This window comes from Affinundibacterium seohonense (assembly GCF_014284305.1).
Classification (GTDB): Bacteria; Pseudomonadota; Gammaproteobacteria; order Burkholderiales; family Burkholderiaceae_D; genus Undibacterium; species Undibacterium seohonense.
Window position 1 is genome coordinate 157,493 of the sequence record NZ_JACOFW010000006.1, and the last position, 16,132, is coordinate 173,624.

At 48.6% G+C, this 16,132-nt stretch carries 12 protein-coding genes and 1 pseudogene; 4 read left to right on the forward strand and 9 right to left on the reverse strand.

All coding sequences use genetic code 11. The features are described from left to right. Positions 1-234 precede the first annotated feature (234 nt). Positions 235-1,200, forward strand: coding sequence for a magnesium/cobalt transporter CorA (corA, locus tag H8K52_RS07710; protein WP_186922320.1), 966 nt, complete (start codon positions 235-237; stop codon positions 1,198-1,200). A gap of 107 nt (positions 1,201-1,307) precedes the next feature. On the opposite strand, the gene H8K52_RS07715 is transcribed toward corA, so the two are convergent. From H8K52_RS07715 to H8K52_RS07750, 8 genes are all read right to left on the reverse strand, one after another. Next, positions 1,308-2,054: a TorF family putative porin gene (locus H8K52_RS07715; RefSeq protein WP_186922321.1), complete on the reverse strand. Its 747-nt coding sequence runs from the start codon at positions 2,052-2,054 to the stop codon at positions 1,308-1,310. 325 nt (positions 2,055-2,379) lie between these two features. Continuing rightward, positions 2,380-3,099 carry a two-component system response regulator KdpE gene (gene kdpE / locus H8K52_RS07720; RefSeq protein WP_425507530.1) on the reverse strand — a complete coding sequence of 240 codons (720 nt, stop codon included), beginning with the start codon at positions 3,097-3,099 and terminating at the stop codon, positions 2,380-2,382. After that, positions 3,096-5,861 carry a two-component system sensor histidine kinase KdpD gene (gene kdpD, locus H8K52_RS07725; RefSeq protein WP_186922322.1) on the reverse strand — a complete coding sequence of 922 codons (2,766 nt, stop codon included), beginning with the start codon at positions 5,859-5,861 and terminating at the stop codon, positions 3,096-3,098. Before kdpD ends, kdpE begins: the two co-directional genes overlap by 4 nt. Positions 5,862-5,890: 29 nt before the next feature. After that, positions 5,891-6,463, reverse strand: coding sequence for a potassium-transporting ATPase subunit KdpC (gene kdpC, locus H8K52_RS07730; protein ID WP_186922393.1), 573 nt, complete (start codon positions 6,461-6,463; stop codon positions 5,891-5,893). 416 nt (positions 6,464-6,879) lie between these two features. Continuing rightward, positions 6,880-9,039 carry a potassium-transporting ATPase subunit KdpB gene (gene kdpB / locus H8K52_RS07735; RefSeq protein ID WP_186922323.1) on the reverse strand — a complete coding sequence of 720 codons (2,160 nt, stop codon included), beginning with the start codon at positions 9,037-9,039 and terminating at the stop codon, positions 6,880-6,882. A gap of 16 nt (positions 9,040-9,055) precedes the next feature. Beyond that, positions 9,056-10,876, reverse strand: coding sequence for a potassium-transporting ATPase subunit KdpA (gene kdpA / locus H8K52_RS07740; RefSeq protein WP_186922324.1), 1,821 nt, complete (start codon positions 10,874-10,876; stop codon positions 9,056-9,058). Further along, positions 10,876-10,965 carry a K(+)-transporting ATPase subunit F gene (kdpF, locus tag H8K52_RS07745; protein ID WP_186922325.1) on the reverse strand — a complete coding sequence of 30 codons (90 nt, stop codon included), beginning with the start codon at positions 10,963-10,965 and terminating at the stop codon, positions 10,876-10,878. The genes kdpA and kdpF overlap by 1 nt, the downstream gene beginning before the upstream one ends. Continuing rightward, positions 10,965-11,102 carry a hypothetical protein gene (locus H8K52_RS07750; RefSeq protein ID WP_186922326.1) on the reverse strand — a complete coding sequence of 46 codons (138 nt, stop codon included), beginning with the start codon at positions 11,100-11,102 and terminating at the stop codon, positions 10,965-10,967. Before H8K52_RS07750 ends, kdpF begins: the two co-directional genes overlap by 1 nt. Positions 11,103-11,251: 149 nt before the next feature. On the opposite strand from H8K52_RS07750, the gene H8K52_RS07755 reads away from it, so the two are divergent. The 3 genes and pseudogenes from H8K52_RS07755 to H8K52_RS07765 all read left to right on the forward strand — a co-directional run bounded on the left by H8K52_RS07755 (position 11,252) and on the right by H8K52_RS07765 (position 15,463). Then, positions 11,252-12,790 carry a DUF4118 domain-containing protein gene (locus tag H8K52_RS07755; protein ID WP_186922327.1) on the forward strand — a complete coding sequence of 513 codons (1,539 nt, stop codon included), beginning with the start codon at positions 11,252-11,254 and terminating at the stop codon, positions 12,788-12,790. Continuing rightward, positions 12,787-13,494, forward strand: coding sequence for a response regulator (locus tag H8K52_RS07760; RefSeq protein ID WP_186922328.1), 708 nt, complete (start codon positions 12,787-12,789; stop codon positions 13,492-13,494). The genes H8K52_RS07755 and H8K52_RS07760 overlap by 4 nt, the downstream gene beginning before the upstream one ends. Positions 13,495-13,561: 67 nt before the next feature. Beyond that, a pseudogene (locus H8K52_RS07765) lies at positions 13,562-15,463 on the forward strand (potassium transporter Kup). A gap of 53 nt (positions 15,464-15,516) precedes the next feature. Here the strand turns inward: H8K52_RS07765 and H8K52_RS07770 are convergent. Beyond that, entirely contained in the window at positions 15,517-15,906 is a 390-nt protein-coding gene (locus tag H8K52_RS07770) for a DUF2845 domain-containing protein (RefSeq protein ID WP_186922329.1), read from the reverse strand. Positions 15,907-16,132 lie beyond the last annotated feature (226 nt).

Consider the following 16,132-nt stretch of genomic DNA (forward strand, 5'->3'; position numbering starts at 1 on the left):
ATATAATGTGTCTTTCTAACAGGATGATGACATCGATTAACCATTGGATACAGGTGCCATCATCTGAATTTTGCCTTACCTCCATCCACAGGCCGACACCAATTCGCAGCGTAAAGTCGACACGAGATACGTCTCCCTAGATTACAATTCACGACCAGTAAAGTCTCGTATGCGGAAAGGCATACTGACGCGACTCAACCAACCGCAGCTCATTACAAGAAGATAAAGTCACTTATGTTAATCAATTGCGTCGCCTACCAAGAAGGCAAAAAACTCGCCGATATTCTGGTCGAGGACATTAGTGACTACGTCAAACGCAGTGACTGCTTCGTCTGGGTCGCGCTCAAAGACGCGGAAACGCATGAGCTCACGGAGATGCAAGACGAATTTGGCTTACATGAATTGGCAGTCGAGGATGCGATGAAAGGTCACCAACGTCCTAAAATCGAAGAGTATGGCAATTCCCTTTTCGCCGTAATGCAGACTGTTGAAATGATCGATGGTGAACTATCCTTAGGTGAGGTGGACGTTTTTGTCGGTGAGAATTATGTACTTTCCATCCGCAATCGCTGCCAACAAGGTTTTCTCGGTGTGCGTGCACGCTGTGAACTAGAACCGCATCACTTGACGAAAGGTTCTGCCTTTGTGTTGTATGCGCTGATGGATGCCGTCGTGGATCGCTATTTTCCAGTGGTCGACGCCTTGGAATCTGAATTAGAAACGATAGAAGATCACATTTTCACACAAGGTTCGCACCGTTTGAATGTGGAACAACTGTATCAACTCAAACGCAAAGTCATGATGTTGAAACATGCGGTTGCACCGCTATTAGAAGCGGTCAGCAAGCTCGACGGTGGCCGAGTTCCACCGATCTGCGTCGGCACGCAAGAATATTTCCGTGATGTACAGGATCATTTGTACCGAATCAACACCTCGATCGAGTCGATTCGCGACACCATCAGTACGGCAATACAGGTAAGTTTATCGCTGGTGAATATCGACGAAAGTGAAGTCAACAAACGGCTCGCAGCATGGGCGGCCATCTTCGCGGTAGCAACTGCTTTCGCCGGGATCTGGGGTATGAATTTTGAACACATGCCAGAACTCAAATGGGTATATGGCTACCCCGTCGCACTAGGCTCGATGATTAGCGTTTGTGCTTATCTCTACTATCGTTTCAGGAAATCTGGCTGGTTGTGAGGAGTATCAGATAAGCACTCACGATTCGCCAGATAGATACCGGACTAGACGTCTATGTGTGGCGAATCGTTGAATGTATTCGGCAATCGACAAGATGCCCTCCAGCCTTAGAATGTCTTACTCAACATCGCTATAACTGAAGTTTTACCCAAAAATTTTCCGTTCGCTGGTGAGGCATAAGCAATCTCGCTGGCATTCGTGCCTATCAGAGCTAAAGACGCACTGAGGACACCAAAATCCTTGGTGACGCCAACTTTCCAATCGGTATAGGCAGAAATACTGTTGTTCTTCACTTGCTGATGACCTGCATGTAAGTTCAACACCAAGCCACTGTCAATCTCAATATTCGCACCGAGGTCCAGGTAGCCGCTGTTTTTGCTATTCGCAAAGCCAAACAAATTTGTCGTCGCGCGCGAGTATTTCACATACGCTGGACCATCGTTGAGCTGACCATAAATCTCTGTCGTATTTGCACTCACCGCCAAGCCATTGGACGGATACACATAGGTCAAGACACCAACGTCATAACTGAAATCGCTAGTCAAGGAGCCGCGTTTTCCCGCATACAAATCCACTTCTACACTACCACCACCGCCAGCGTCTTTGGTCCATTTGATAGTGGACGCCCATGCGCCTGCATACAAGCCTGATGGATTATTCACATAATCTGTACCGCCTTGCAGGGCTGGTTGCAAGCGTGTTTGTGAAATACCACGATAACGGTAGTCTGACGCCAATGCCGCGTTAAAGCTAACTTCATGCTCTGGCTTCACCGTTGGTGCTGCGTCTTGTGCTTGCGCAGTTTGACTGCAAAACAAAGTCGCCATTGCTGCTGCTAATAATACTTTTTTCATCTTACTTCCTTTCAAATTAACGACCATGTCGTTCTGGTGAATGTTCTTGTTGAATCAGTGTTCAGCAAGTACATAAATACTTTTTTACTGTGTCACTCCTGCGTTGGCAGGAGTCCAGTGTTTTTCGTTGATCAAGCAACGCCACTGGATTCCCGCTAACAGCACGCGGGAATGACGACATTTACGGTACGTCTATTCCCTGTTGTACTTCAATCGCTTCGACCTATCGGATTATCGATGCTACAAAAATTAGGCGTACACAAGCCCTATCGACTGATCAATTGATCGTCGATTTCTACGCATTGAGGTGTTGATTTGTGGCTAGCTAATGCGGAAGCATCAGACGATATCCGACTGCAGTTTCGGTTAACAAGTACTTTGGCTGGGTAGGATCGTCTTCTAATTTTTGCCTCAGATAACGCATGTATATCCTGAGATAATGACCGCTTTCGCCATGCGATGGCCCCCAGACTTCCTTGAGCAATTGCGGGTTGGTCACGACTCTGCCGGCACTGCTAACCAAGACATTCAGTAGTCTAAATTCAGTCGGCGTCAGGTGCACGACTTCATCCGCTTTGGTCACCAATCTCGCCTTCATGTCGATCTTCACATCACCAAATTGCACGATGCCACTCAGGTCAACACCCGGTTGACGCTGCCGTCTCAAGGTCGCTCGAACCCTCGCTTGCAACTCACCGATCCCAAATGGTTTGGTAAGATAATCATCGGCACCGGCATCGAGTGCACGAATTTTTTCGACTTCACTGACCCGTGCTGATAAGACGATAATTGGCACGCTAGACCAGCGACGTACATCTTTGATGAAATCAATCCCGTCGCCATCGGGCAAACCCAGATCAAGTATTACCAGATCCGGTTGGCGCGTGCCAGCATCAATCAATCCCCGTTGCAAAGTGCCCGATTCATTGACCTGCCAGCCTTCTTCTTCCAAAGCAGAACGCACAAAACGACGGATCTGCGGCTCATCTTCGACTAAGAGCGCGCTCGGCGTGCTGACGTTAGGGTCTTTCATAGCTTGACTCATTGTTGTTCCTGTCCTTCAACGACTATGGCTAATGGCAGCTCTGTGTGCAAGGCATTCATCAATTCAAAATCCGGCATTTGTGGTGGCACGCCTAAAGGCAAAGTAAATAAAATACAAGCACCGCCATCCGGTGACTTCGCCGCACGTATGTGACCATGATGCGCTTCTACTATCGCGCGGCAAATCGCTAAACCTAAGCCAACACCTGGCTTCGACGATTCACGCTCGCCACGGGTAAATTTTTCGAAAATGGCTTCTTCTTTACCCACCGGCAAACCCGGTCCGTTATCATAGACCATCACTTGGAGATCGCACTCTAGAAGATTCACGTTCAATGTAATGCGTGAACCTTCTGGCGTATATTTCGCCGCGTTTTCTAACAAATTACAGAGAACGCGTTCTATCAGGACCGCATCAAAATTCACTAGTGGTAAGTCGTTCGCCAGCAGGGTTTGCACTTGATGTTCTTTCAGTTGCGGTGTGCTGATACGTATCGCGCTACCTACTACTTCCTCGAAAGGTTGCCACTGCAAATCCAATTTCACCTCGCCACTTTGTATGCGAGCCATATCTAGCAAATTGGCGACCAGGGCACTCATGCGCAGTGCCTCAGCGTACAGCGCTTGCGTCATGTCTTGTTGTTTATGACTAAGTTCGGGTTTCGATGTGCTCAGTGCTTCGGAGATACCGACTATCGAAGTCAAGGGTGTGCGTAAATCATGCGATAACGCCGCCAACAAGGAATTGCGCAGACGTTCCGATTCCATGTGAAGTAAAGCGCCTTGTGCAATCTCAATGTAGTGCACGCGCTCTAAGGCAATCGCTGCCAAGGCGGCGAAGGTATCGAGTTGTTGACGTTGTTCTGGGATCAAAATCCAACTACGATTTTCTGGTGCAATCGCCAGCAGACCGCGCGTACGCATCGGTGCAACCAAAGGCAAATAGAAGTACGGACTCGAAGGTAAAGTATCCGTGCTGATTCCAGCTGCTTCGACTTTGTCAAACGCCCATTGCGCAATACCCATATCTAAACCAGTCGCGGCGGATTCTGGCAATTGCATGCGCCCTTCATCATCAGGAAGTAACAAAATAGCTTTTGCACGAAAGGCACTTTGTATTTTCGCTTGCGTAGCTTCGGTGATTTGCTCGCTCTGCAAGAAGCCTGACAAATCACGCGCGAATTCATACAGAGCCAATGAACGCGCCTCTCTATGCGATGCCACTTTGGCTTGATATCGGAGGCCGGCGGTCAAATGCCCTGTAATTAAACCGACTGCGAGCATGACGCCAAAAGTCATGACATATTGCAGATCGCTAACGGCGAATGAAAAACGCGGTGGCACGAAGAAAAAATCAAACGCCAATACACCCACCACCGTCGCCAGGACTGAAGGACCACGACCAAATCGTACTGCGACCAACACCACCGTCAGCAGGAATAGCATCGCGATATTGACGAGATTAAATATCGCGAGTAAAGGCGTTGCCACCAACGCAGTGATGACGCTGGCGAGCGCCGCATGCGCGTAGCGCATTGCACGTCGTTTGCCTACATTACCGTTTTCGGTCGGCATTGCATTGGTTTCTGAGGCGCGCGAGTCTTGGTTAGTTTCAAGCTGATTCGATTCGCCGCCTATCTCAATCAAATCCAGATTATGGGCACGTGCCGCCAACTGCTGCGCCAAGGTGGTGCGCCAGTTGAATACGGCTTTGCGACGGCCAATCACGATGCGTGAAAAATTGTACTGATTGGCATAATCGACGACGGTTTGCGCAATATCATTGCCCGTCAAGACGGCCGTTTTGGCACCTAAATCTTGTGCCAGTTTTAGATTCTTTAAAATACGTTCGCGTGCCGACGCTGGCAATTTTTGTAGCGAAGGAGTCTCAATATAAATTGCCTGCCATTCCGCATTCATTTGTTTAGACAGACGCGCCGCACTGCGCACCACATGATCGGCGTTGGCTTGTGGTCCTATGCAGACCAACAAGGCAGCATCCGTCTTCCATACTGCGTTAATCGATTTTTCTATGCGATAGGCTTGGACATCATCTTCGACTCTATCCGCGGTACGGCGTAAGGCGAGTTCGCGTAAAGCGATTAAATTGCCTTTGCGGAAAAAATTCTTCGCGGCACGCTCGGCTTGCTGAATTTTGTAGACGCGACCCGATTTTAAACGAGCGAGTAATTCATCGGCAGGAATATCTACCAACACCACTTCATCGGCGTCATCAAAAATCTTATCAGGCAAAGTCTCTGCGACACGTATACCGGTGATGCCACCAACTACATCATTCAGGCTTTCCAAATGCTGGACATTCACGGTGGTAAACACATCGATACCGGCATCTAACAATTCATCAACATCTTGCCAGCGCTTAGGATGACGCGAACCAGGCGCATTCGAATGTGCGAGCTCATCCATCAAAATCAATGCAGGCTTGCGTGCTAAGGCTGCATCGATGTCAAACTCTTTCAAAGTCTTGTCACGATAGCTAATCGCTTTCAGAGGCAAGACTTCCAATCCATCCAATAGCGCTGCAGTCTCATCACGACCATGGGTTTCGATCACACCGACCAAGACTTCATCACCATTTTTCAGCAGTTTATGCGCAGCAGATAGCATCGCATAAGTTTTGCCGACCCCAGCGGAGGCGCCAAAATAGATGCGTAATTTGCCACGTGTTGCACGCCGTTCCTGCGCCTGCACATGCGCGAGCAGGACATCAGGATCGGGGCGTTGGTCGGTGTTGATTCCCATAACAATTTGCGTGTCGTCGATTTAACTAATTACTTAGATTGCGGGAGTGCTAGATTCAACTGCAGGACATTCACACGCGGTTCGCCAAACAAGCCCATAACAGGCTTCTGGGAGAATTGTTCGATTAATGCGCGTACCTGAGTCTCCGCCATTTTACGCTCACGCGCAATTCTTGGAACTTGATAATATGCAGCTGCTAAGCTGATTTCTGGATCTAAGCCGCTGGCTGAAGCGGTCACTAAGTCAACCGGAATAGCTGCTGTATTGCTTGGATCAGCAGCTTTCAAAGCCTCAACACGGGCTTTCACATTTTCCAACTGCGACGCATTGGTCGGGCCTAAATTCGAGCCACTAGAATTGACAGCATTGTTCGCCATCGGACCTGTCGCAGAAGGACGCCCCCAGAAAAATTGAGGGGAGCTAAAGGATTGACCGATTAAACTAGAGCCGACCACTTTGCCATCTTTGACGATCAAACTGCCTTCTGCCTGATCGTTAAAGGCGACTTTCGCGATGCCTGTCATGGCTAGTGGATAAGCAATTCCTACTACTACCGTCAGTCCCACAAACAGCATCACTGCAGGACGTAAGGTCGACAAGATAGAATTATTTGTATTCATGATATTTCCTATTTTTTAGATTGCTTTACAAGGAGCTTTATTTCGTAATGCCGGACTTGATCACAATGCTATCTCGAATAAATTTCTTGATAGTTTTGGTTTGAAACTCCCTTCTCCCGCAAGCGGGAGAAGGGTCGGGGATGAGGGCTGTTCAGTTTCGGATGACATCTTTTAAACGTATACATATTGCGTTCTCTGCACTGTTCTAACCAATTCAATAACTTTGCTGTCGCTGAACTACCCTCACCCTAGCCCTCTCCCGCCTGCGGGAGAGGGAACGTTGACACGTCAACAGTTGGTCATCATCCAGTATGTAGAGTTCGCCTCTCCGCCTTTTAAACTAGACCCGATACATTTTCAAATCAGAGTCCGTCATGACACCTAATGGTCGCAACCAACTAAGCCAAATTCAAGAAAGTCAAAATCATATCGATCAATTTAATCCCGACGAAAGGCAAGACAATACCGCCCAGGCCATAGATCAAAAGATTACGACGCAATAACAAAGACGCACCAACTGCACGATACTTCACACCTTTTAATGCCAAAGGAATCAAGAACACAATAATCAAAGCATTAAAAATCACCGCTGACATAATGGCTGTATTTGGACTGGTCAATTGCATGATGTCCAACGATTTCAGCTGCGGATAAGTCGCCACAAATGCAGCAGGGATAATCGCAAAGTATTTGGCGATATCATTCGCAATCGAGAAGGTGGTCAAAGATCCACGTGTCATCAGCATTTGTTTACCGATTTCAACGATCTCCAACAACTTGGTCGGATTCGAATCCAGATCCACCATATTGCCCGCTTCTTTTGCGGCTTGCGTACCAGAATTCATCGCCACCGCCACGTCAGCTTGCGCCAAAGCAGGAGCGTCATTGGTGCCGTCACCGGTCATCGCGACTAAACGACCTTCAGCTTGATAGCTGCGTATCAATTTTAATTTATCTTCGGGCGTTGCTTCTGCCAGAAAATCATCAACGCCTGCCTCGGCCGCAATGGCCGCTGCGGTCAATTTATTGTCACCGGTGATCATCACAGTTTTAATACCCATGCGACGCAACTCGGCAAAACGTTCTTTGATGCCGCCTTTGACGATATCTTTCAGCTCTATCGCGCCCATGACTTTGCCGTCATCGACCACCACAAGTGGCGTGCTACCACGTCGTGAAATATCATCAACGGTTTTAATGACTTCGACAGGGAAAGCACGTCCAGCTGCCTCCTGAAACTTCCTCACCGCATCAGCCGCACCTTTACGTACTACACGAACCACACCTTCACCGATATCGATACCACTCATACGTGTTTGTGCTGTGAATTGTACGAACTGTGCTTGCAAAGACGCCATTTCACGTTCACGTAAATTAAAGCGCTGTTTTGCCAACACGACGATACTGCGGCCTTCAGGGGTTTCATCTGCTAAAGAAGCTAGTTGCGCCACATCAGCCAACTGCACTGCCGTCACGCCCGGCGCGGGGAAAAATTCTGAGGCCTGACGATTACCCAAAGTGATAGTACCGGTTTTGTCCAATAACAAGACATCGACGTCACCGGCAGCTTCCACTGCACGACCAGACGTGGCAATCACATTCGCTTGCATCATACGGCTCATCCCTGCCACACCAATCGCGGACAACAACCCACCGATCGTGGTCGGGATCAAGCAAACCAACAAGGCAATCAAGACTGTGATGGATACAGGTGCAGAACTCAAACCTAAGGCGGTTGCGGCGCTGACGCTAAACAGAGAAAACGGTAACAGCGTGACTGTCACGACTAAAAAGATAATCGTCAAGGCGATCAGCAAAATCGTCAAGGCGACTTCGTTCGGCGTTTTTTGACGTTTAGCGCCCTCGACCATGGCGATCATACGATCAATGAAGGCTTCACCTGGATTAGAAGTCACGCGCACCACCAACCAGTCGGACAATACACGAGTACCTCCAGTGACAGATGAAAAATCACCACCCGATTCACGGATCACAGGCGCAGATTCACCGGTAATCGCACTTTCATCCACGGTCGCAACACCTTCTATGACTTCACCGTCAATCGCGATCACATCATTGGCTTCCACCAAAAACACATCACCTTTACGCAAGTCTTGCACGTTCGCTGGCAACCAAGTTGTACCATGTTTCGGTGTTGCCAATTTCTTGGCGATCGTCGATTGCTTTAAGCCTTTCAATGAGGCCGCTTGTGCTTTGCTGCGACCTTCAGCCAGTGCTTCGGCAAAATTCGCGAACAAGACGGTGAACCACAACCAGATGGAGATCGCCAGAATAAAGCCTGCATCAGCTTCGCCCTTACCGAGCAAGGCTTGCACATACAGCATACTGGTGATGATGCTGCCGACATACACCACGAACATGACAGGACTACGTAATTGCGTACGTGGCGTCAATTTGCGGAAAGCATCGATAATGGCGGGCTTGATCAGCTTCGCATCAAATAGCGCCAGACGATTTTTCGTACTGGCAGTATCGACGCTAACGATTTGTTCAGCCTTAGCGCCGGCTAGATTTTTTTGTAAATTCGTATTAGACATCAGATTCTCCTAGGGCTTAGCGTGGACTTGCTGAGCTAAACATTTGCAAATGTTCGACCACAGGCCCCAAAGCCAAAGCCGGTACATAGTTCAACACACTAATCAACACCACAGTGCCAGCCAACAGCGCGATAAACATAGGGCCATGGGTAGGCATCGTGCCGGCATTCACTTCCAGGCGTTTTTTCGCTGCTAATGAACCAGCAATCGCAAGCACAGGAACGATCACGGCAAAGCGTCCAAACCACATCGCTATCGCTAGCATGATGTTGTAGAAAGGCGTGTTCGAAGTCAGACCAGCAAAGGCACTACCATTATTATTCGCTGCTGAGGTAAAGGCGTATAACACCTCAGAGAAGCCATGCGCACCGGGGTTCAAAATACCAGCACGTCCCGCTTCACTCATGACCGCGATTGCCGTACCAGCCAACACCAAAATCGGCGTCACCAAGATCGCGATGGAAGTCATTTTCATTTCGTAGGCTTGGATTTTTTTACCCAAATATTCTGGAGTACGACCTATCATCAAACCGGCGATAAACACGGCAAGAATCGCGAAGATCAACATGCCATACAGTCCGGAGCCAACGCCACCAAACACCACTTCACCAAATTGCATGAAAGCCAGCGGCACCAAACCACCGAGTGGCATTAAGGAGTCATGCATGGCATTCACCGCACCGCAGGAAGCGGCTGTCGTCACCGCTGCAAACAAGGTCGAGGCGCTGATACCAAAGCGACTTTCTTTGCCTTCCATATTGCCACCCGCTTGTAAGGCGCTCTGCGCTTGGTCAATATTCAGCGCCGCGTAAGCAGGATGAGCTTGCTGCTCCGCCGCCATGACACCTAGAGCCATCAACACAAATAGGATGCTCATGGTGGCAAGTATCGCGATGCCCTGACGCTGATCACCGACCATACGACCAAAAGCAAAACACAGGCCGCCAGGAATCAAGAAGATCGCAATCATTTGGAAAAAGTTAGTCAAGGCCGTTGGATTCTCGAACGGATGTGCTGAGTTCATATTAAAAAACCCACCACCATTGGTCCCTAATAACTTGATCGCTTCTTGTGAAGCAACTGGCCCCATCGCCAAAGTTTGTGTCTTTGTAGTCAGCGTTTCCATGACAGGCGCGCCTTGGTCGTCTTTCAAAGCTTGCCCATCTGCGCCAGTTGCTGGCACGCTATATGTCACAGGCTCAATCAATTGCACTTCTTTGTAGGAAGAGAAATTTTGAATCACGCCCTGACTAATCAGGAAAGTCGCGAAAATTACCGACAGTGGTAACAACAAATACACCGTTGAGCGTGTCATATCGACCCAGAAGTTACCGATGGATTTGGAGGAGTGCCGCGAGAAGCCACGAATCAATGCAAACACCACCGCAATCCCAGTCGCTGCGGAAAAGAAGTTTTGTCCGGCAAGCACCAACATCTGAGTCAAATAACTCATAGTCGCTTCACCGACATAGCCTTGCCAGTTGGTGTTACTAACAAAACTTACGGCGGTATTAAAAGAAGAATCTGCACTGACATTCGCCATGCCTTGTGGATTCAAGGGTAACCAGAATTGCAGGCGTTGGACCGTATAGACCATCAATGTACCAAAGGCATTGAATACTAACAAAGCGATTACATAGCCTTTCCAGCCCATTTCCTGATCGCTTTTGACACCGGCCAATTTGTATAACCCACGCTCTAAGTAGCCCAACCAATTCAAACCAGAGACATTGGTTTTTTCATCTGCCACTTGGCTAATTAACTTACCCAATGGATAAGCCAAGACCAACAAGACCGCGAAAAAGACCAGCATTAAGATTAAAGATTGACTAGTCATCACAGCTCCTCTGCATTTAACAATGCATATACCAAATACACCAGCAAAGCCGCTGCAACCACGCTGCCGATAACATAAAAGCTATTCATTATTTGCTCTCCAGCTTGTTGTCATGACGGTTATCCAATTTGTGACACATAGCTGCTAGGGCCAGCACCAACAGGAAGAATCCTAGGATTCCCCCTACATATAAAATATCGATCAAGTTTTCAATCAAGTTAGCCATCCCATCCTCCATAAGCATTTTCTGCAGATAGAAGCATAGTAAAAACCGTATAAGAATCTTGTTAAAAGACAGGTGCGTGGTGTAAACAAAGTGTAAAAATTGCGGGGTTTCCTTACGCTTTTCTAATGAGGCCTATGTTAGGCTTTCGTATGACTACGATTTTTAGCAAACTTTTGCGACATCTTTACGCGCTGCGGGCATGGTTGTTCCTACTCTTGTTGTTATCCATCGCCACCCTGCTCTCGTCCTTACTAAGCACCTTTGTCAGCTTCACCAGCCAGGCCATGCTATTTGTGCTGGTCGTGACGATCGCCGCCTATCAGTTGGACAGATTGCAATCCATCATCGGTGCGGTGGCGTCTGTCTTACTACTGAATTTTTTCTTCGTGCCGCCAACTTGGACTTTTCATGTCGAGCAATCTGAGCATTTAATTGCGCTAGGTACGATGCTCGTCGTGGCGCTGGTCATCAATCAATTGACCACGCGCCTTAAACAAGAAACCGTGTTGGCACATTTAAACGAACAACGTGCGCGACAGTTGCAAGAGTTGGCGATAAGCTTGACCATCACCGAAACGACTGCGGCCATTCAGCAACTCGGGCAAGCGGCGTTTGAACGCGCCTTTCAGGGTAGAACCTGCCTGATACTTGCCGATCAGAACCTGAGTTTGGATAAACGAACTGATTTAAGCAGGCAACAAATCGATGGACTGCGATGCTGTATGAAAGAGATGCAATTTCTGGGCGCGGGTAGTTTGCGTTGGGGCGATTTGAATGATTGGTATGTTCCCTTGGGTAGTGCTGGTCAAGTTCGGGGCGCGGTATTGATACAAACGGTACGACCGAATGACGAAGATGGACAAGAACATGCCAAAGCCTTATGTTCACTATTAACGCAGGCTTTCGAGCGCTTACAACTAAACCTATATTTGCAAACCGCTCAAAACGAAGCGCAAAAGCAGCAGCTTCAAAGTATTTTTTTATCAGCGATCTCCCATGATTTGCGCACGCCCTTAGCAGTGATGGTGGGAGCAGCAAGTGCCTTACAAAGTCAAGGCGCTAAGCTCTCTGCTGACCAGCAAGATAAACTACTAGAAAGCATTGTCAACGAAGGCAACTATCTGACCAATGTCACCGAAAATACTTTGCAACTAGTACGTCTTACCCATGCAGAAAACAGCCTGCGACGCGATTGGGAATCGATAGAGGAAATCGTCGGCGCGGTATTGGCCAGAATCAAACAGGGAAATAATGAGTCTCGCATTCAAGCCACATTAGCCAAAGACTTACCACTATTACGTCTCGATCCCGTACTCATTGCTCAATTGCTCAGCAACTTAGTAGACGATGCTTTGAAATATAGCGATGAACTAGTGGAGCTGGACGTTGCCGTTCAACATAAAGCGCACCCAGCATTCTTGCAAGTGGCAATCAAAGATCGTGGCCCCGGCATTCCCGACGCTGAGCATGACAGTATCTTTGTCGCCTACTCACGTTTAGCACAACACGATCAGTCCAATCAACGCAGTGCAGGCTTGGGATTAGCCGTCTGTCGTGCAATCGCCAAAGCCCATGACGGCAATTTGATGGTTCAAAATAGAGACCAAGGTGGTAGCTGTTTTGTACTAACACTGCCTATTCCCGAACTACCAGCATTCAAGCCCGAACTTACGATAACGAACCCATGACGATACGTGTCCTCATCGTCGAAGACGACAAAGAAATCCGCAAGTTGATACACGCTAGTCTGAGTGTAGAAGGCTTCGAGGTACAAACCGCGACTTCCATCAGCGAAGCAAGCGCAATGCTACAGCATGCCTTACCCGATCTGCTATTACTTGATCTGGGTCTGCCCGACGGCGACGGCGAACAACTAGTGCGCCAGTTGCGCACCCAACACAATTTGCCGATTTTGATCATTTCAGCTCGTCATCAAGAGACACAAAAAATCCGTTTACTCGATGCCGGTGCCGATGATTTTTTAGTAAAACCGTTCAGCGTGCCAGAGCTCTTAGCCCGTATGCGCGTCGCCCTGCGCCATCGAGGTACGCGTCTGGCAGCGGCGATCACCGAATATACGCATCTAGATTTATTCATCGATTTAGCCAAACATGCGGTGACTTTGCGCGGGCAGACCATACATCTGACGCCCACCGAATTCAATCTACTAGCACGCTTGGTACGCAGTGCTGGCTATCTAGTCACGCATCGGCAATTGCTCAGTGATGTGTGGGGGCCGGAATACGTAGAGCATACGCATTATCTACGCCTCTACATGGCGCAACTCAGAGCCAAGATTGAGGATCACCCCGCCGAGCCACGTTATCTGCTAACAGAAACAGGAGTCGGCTATCGACTTGCTACCTCCGACGACAATGCTAATGGCAATTAAGATCCTTATGCCTTCCTAACACGACAACAAAGACAATCGAAGTCTGTTCAATTTATGTCAGGTTTTTATGAGTCAGGTATCCGGGAATCAAGACCCACAACATAGTCAACGCGAAAGTGTTGCGGCACTCACCTTGGGCGCTTTAGGCGTGGTTTATGGCGACATCGGCACCAGTCCTTTGTACACCATGAAAGAAATTTTCAGTGCCCACACTGGCGTGCCGTTAGACGCATTGCACATCATCGGCGTGGTCTCCGTCATCTTTTGGGGACTCATGACGGTCGTCACTTTGAAATATGTGACCCTAATTTTGCGTGCGGACAATCGAGGAGAAGGCGGCATCATGGCCTTAACCGCCTTGGCCAGTAAAGCCGCAGGCAGTACCCACTTCCGTCGCGTCGGCTTACTCTTAATCGGTGTGCTCGGTGCTGCTTTATTCTATGGCGACAGCGTGATTACGCCTGCCATCTCAGTCTTGAGTGCGGTTGAGGGACTAGAAGTCATTTCACCCAATTTCAAACCCTATGTTTTACCAATCTCAATCGGCGTCTTAATTGCGCTATTCGCCATGCAGCGCTACGGCACTTCCGTGGTCGGTAAGTTATTTGGGCCCGTTATTGTCATTTGGTTTGCGACCTTGGCCGTGTTCGGTGTCATCCAAATCATGCAGCAGCCAGCGATTCTTGCGGCACTCAATCCTCTGTATGCGGTGCAATTTCTTTGGGCGCAAGGCGCACACGTGTTCATCGTCGTCGGCGCAGTGGTACTGGCATTTACTGGTGCTGAGGCGCTGTATGCAGACATGGGACACTTCGGCAAAAAGCCAATACGCCTGGCGTGGACTGGTCTGGTGTTGCCGGCCTTGGCATTAAACTACATGGGACAAGGTGCGCTATTGATGCGCGATGCATCGGCGATTAACAATCCTTTCTTTCAACTGTTTCCCGATCAGCTATTGATGCCCGCCGTGATCCTGGCTACCTTAGCGACTGTGATTGCGTCACAGGCAGTGATCTCGGGCGCGTATTCGATGACGAAACAAGCGATGCAACTCGGCTTGCTGCCGCGCATGCAAGTCCATTTCACGTCCGTCAAAGAGATTGGCCAAATTTACATTCCTAGTGTGAATTGGGTTTTGTTAGTCGGCGTCTTGTTGACCGTACTCGGTTTTGGCAGCTCATCAGCGATGGCAGGCGCCTATGGTATTGCTGTCACCGTCACCATGTTAATCACGACCTTGTTAACTTTTTTCGTGGTGCGACATGCCTGGAATTATCCTTTAGCATTGGCTCTCGGAGCGACCGGTTTGTTCATGACTTTGGATGCCTTATTGGTGGTGTCATGTTCGTTCAAAATCATCGAAGGCGGCTGGTTTCCATTGGTACTCGGCGCCATCATCTTCACCATCATGGCAACTTGGCGCCGTGGCCGTGAATTGTTGATCACCCACATCCAACAAGATGATCCAGAATTGTTACCGTTCATCACTGCTCTCTCTGCAGACAACATGCACCGCGCCGCCCGCACAGCGATTTATGCGGTCGCCAATCCTGATACGGTGCCGCAAGCCTTGATGCATAACTTGAAGCACAATCAAGTGCTGCATGAACGCAATCTGATCTTAACCGTGGTGTTCCACGATGTGCCATGGATAGCAGACAATGAACGCATACAAGTCGAGCCGCTGGTACCAGGTTTTTGAAAGGTGAAAGTGAATTACGGCTTTAAGAATGAGCCTGATTTGCCGAAAGCCTTAGAGCGCTGTGAACAGCATGGCTTGTCTATCAATTTGTTTGAAACTTCGTATTTCCTAAGTCGCGAAATCGTGGTGCCAACCAAAGGCACAGGCATGGCGCACTGGCGCGAGCTGTTATTTGCATTGATGTCACGCAATTCTCGTAGTGTGGCGGACTTTTTCCACTTACCGAATAATTGTGTGATTGAATTGGGAACCCGGGTACAAATCTAAACAAGTCAGCGCAAAAAAAACGAGCACCTTGGCAAAGCCAGGTGCTCGTTTTTTTATTGGCCGTAACCCAAATCTTGAATTTGCTTTAGACGCCCATCTTCAAATGTCAGCAACTGCATAAAGCGTTGCGAACCAAAGTTATACACCCACTCTTCAATCTGAATTTCAATCTCGCGCTCGTAGTCAACCGCATTGCGATTGCCTTGCATAGTCACTGGTGGCAAGACTTGATTGCCCGTCGATTGACGCACTCCAATTCGACGTCGCTCCACGCGTTGATCCCGCGTCGCTGGGTTGCCGCATTTCTTCATCACCTCCGCTTTATGCATGCCGACATCAATAACGTAGGAGTCACAACGAAAGGCTAGCGCTTGTGCTGGTTTTGGCAGGCCAAAAAAACCAACACAGACAGAGCAAACCAAGACATATAGATAAATTTTCATAAGGTAGGTTTCAAAGTAAGCAATACCAGACGCTAACAGAATCGCAAAGGTAGAGAGTTTCAACGGTATGCGGATTGATAAGGTTGACCGCCTTACGATTTTTCGAATTGAAGATATTAAACGTAGATAATTTTATTGCCAAATATTCATTGTCTATTAAAGATATGGGTAAAATAGCGGCACTTCCTGATCGAAAGGGACGATCCCGATACCCTTTCGATTTCAT

What these genes read in the sequence shown, in the direction of transcription:
- corA (WP_186922320.1), top strand. Translation starts at nt 235, where the DNA reads ATGTTAATCAATTGCGTCGCCTACCAAGAAGGCAAAAAACTCGCCGAT.
- H8K52_RS07715 (WP_186922321.1), bottom strand. Translation starts at nt 2,054, where the DNA reads ATGAAAAAAGTATTATTAGCAGCAGCAATGGCGACTTTGTTTTGCAGT.
- kdpE (WP_425507530.1), bottom strand. Translation starts at nt 3,099, where the DNA reads ATGAGTCAAGCTATGAAAGACCCTAACGTCAGCACGCCGAGCGCGCTC.
- kdpD (WP_186922322.1), bottom strand. Translation starts at nt 5,861, where the DNA reads ATGGGAATCAACACCGACCAACGCCCCGATCCTGATGTCCTGCTCGCG.
- kdpB (WP_186922323.1), bottom strand. Translation starts at nt 9,039, where the DNA reads ATGTCTAATACGAATTTACAAAAAAATCTAGCCGGCGCTAAGGCTGAA.
- kdpA (WP_186922324.1), bottom strand. Translation starts at nt 10,876, where the DNA reads ATGACTAGTCAATCTTTAATCTTAATGCTGGTCTTTTTCGCGGTCTTG.
- kdpF (WP_186922325.1), bottom strand. Translation starts at nt 10,965, where the DNA reads ATGAATAGCTTTTATGTTATCGGCAGCGTGGTTGCAGCGGCTTTGCTG.
- H8K52_RS07750 (WP_186922326.1), bottom strand. Translation starts at nt 11,102, where the DNA reads ATGGCTAACTTGATTGAAAACTTGATCGATATTTTATATGTAGGGGGA.
- H8K52_RS07755 (WP_186922327.1), top strand. Translation starts at nt 11,252, where the DNA reads ATGACTACGATTTTTAGCAAACTTTTGCGACATCTTTACGCGCTGCGG.
- H8K52_RS07760 (WP_186922328.1), top strand. Translation starts at nt 12,787, where the DNA reads ATGACGATACGTGTCCTCATCGTCGAAGACGACAAAGAAATCCGCAAG.
- H8K52_RS07770 (WP_186922329.1), bottom strand. Translation starts at nt 15,906, where the DNA reads ATGAAAATTTATCTATATGTCTTGGTTTGCTCTGTCTGTGTTGGTTTT.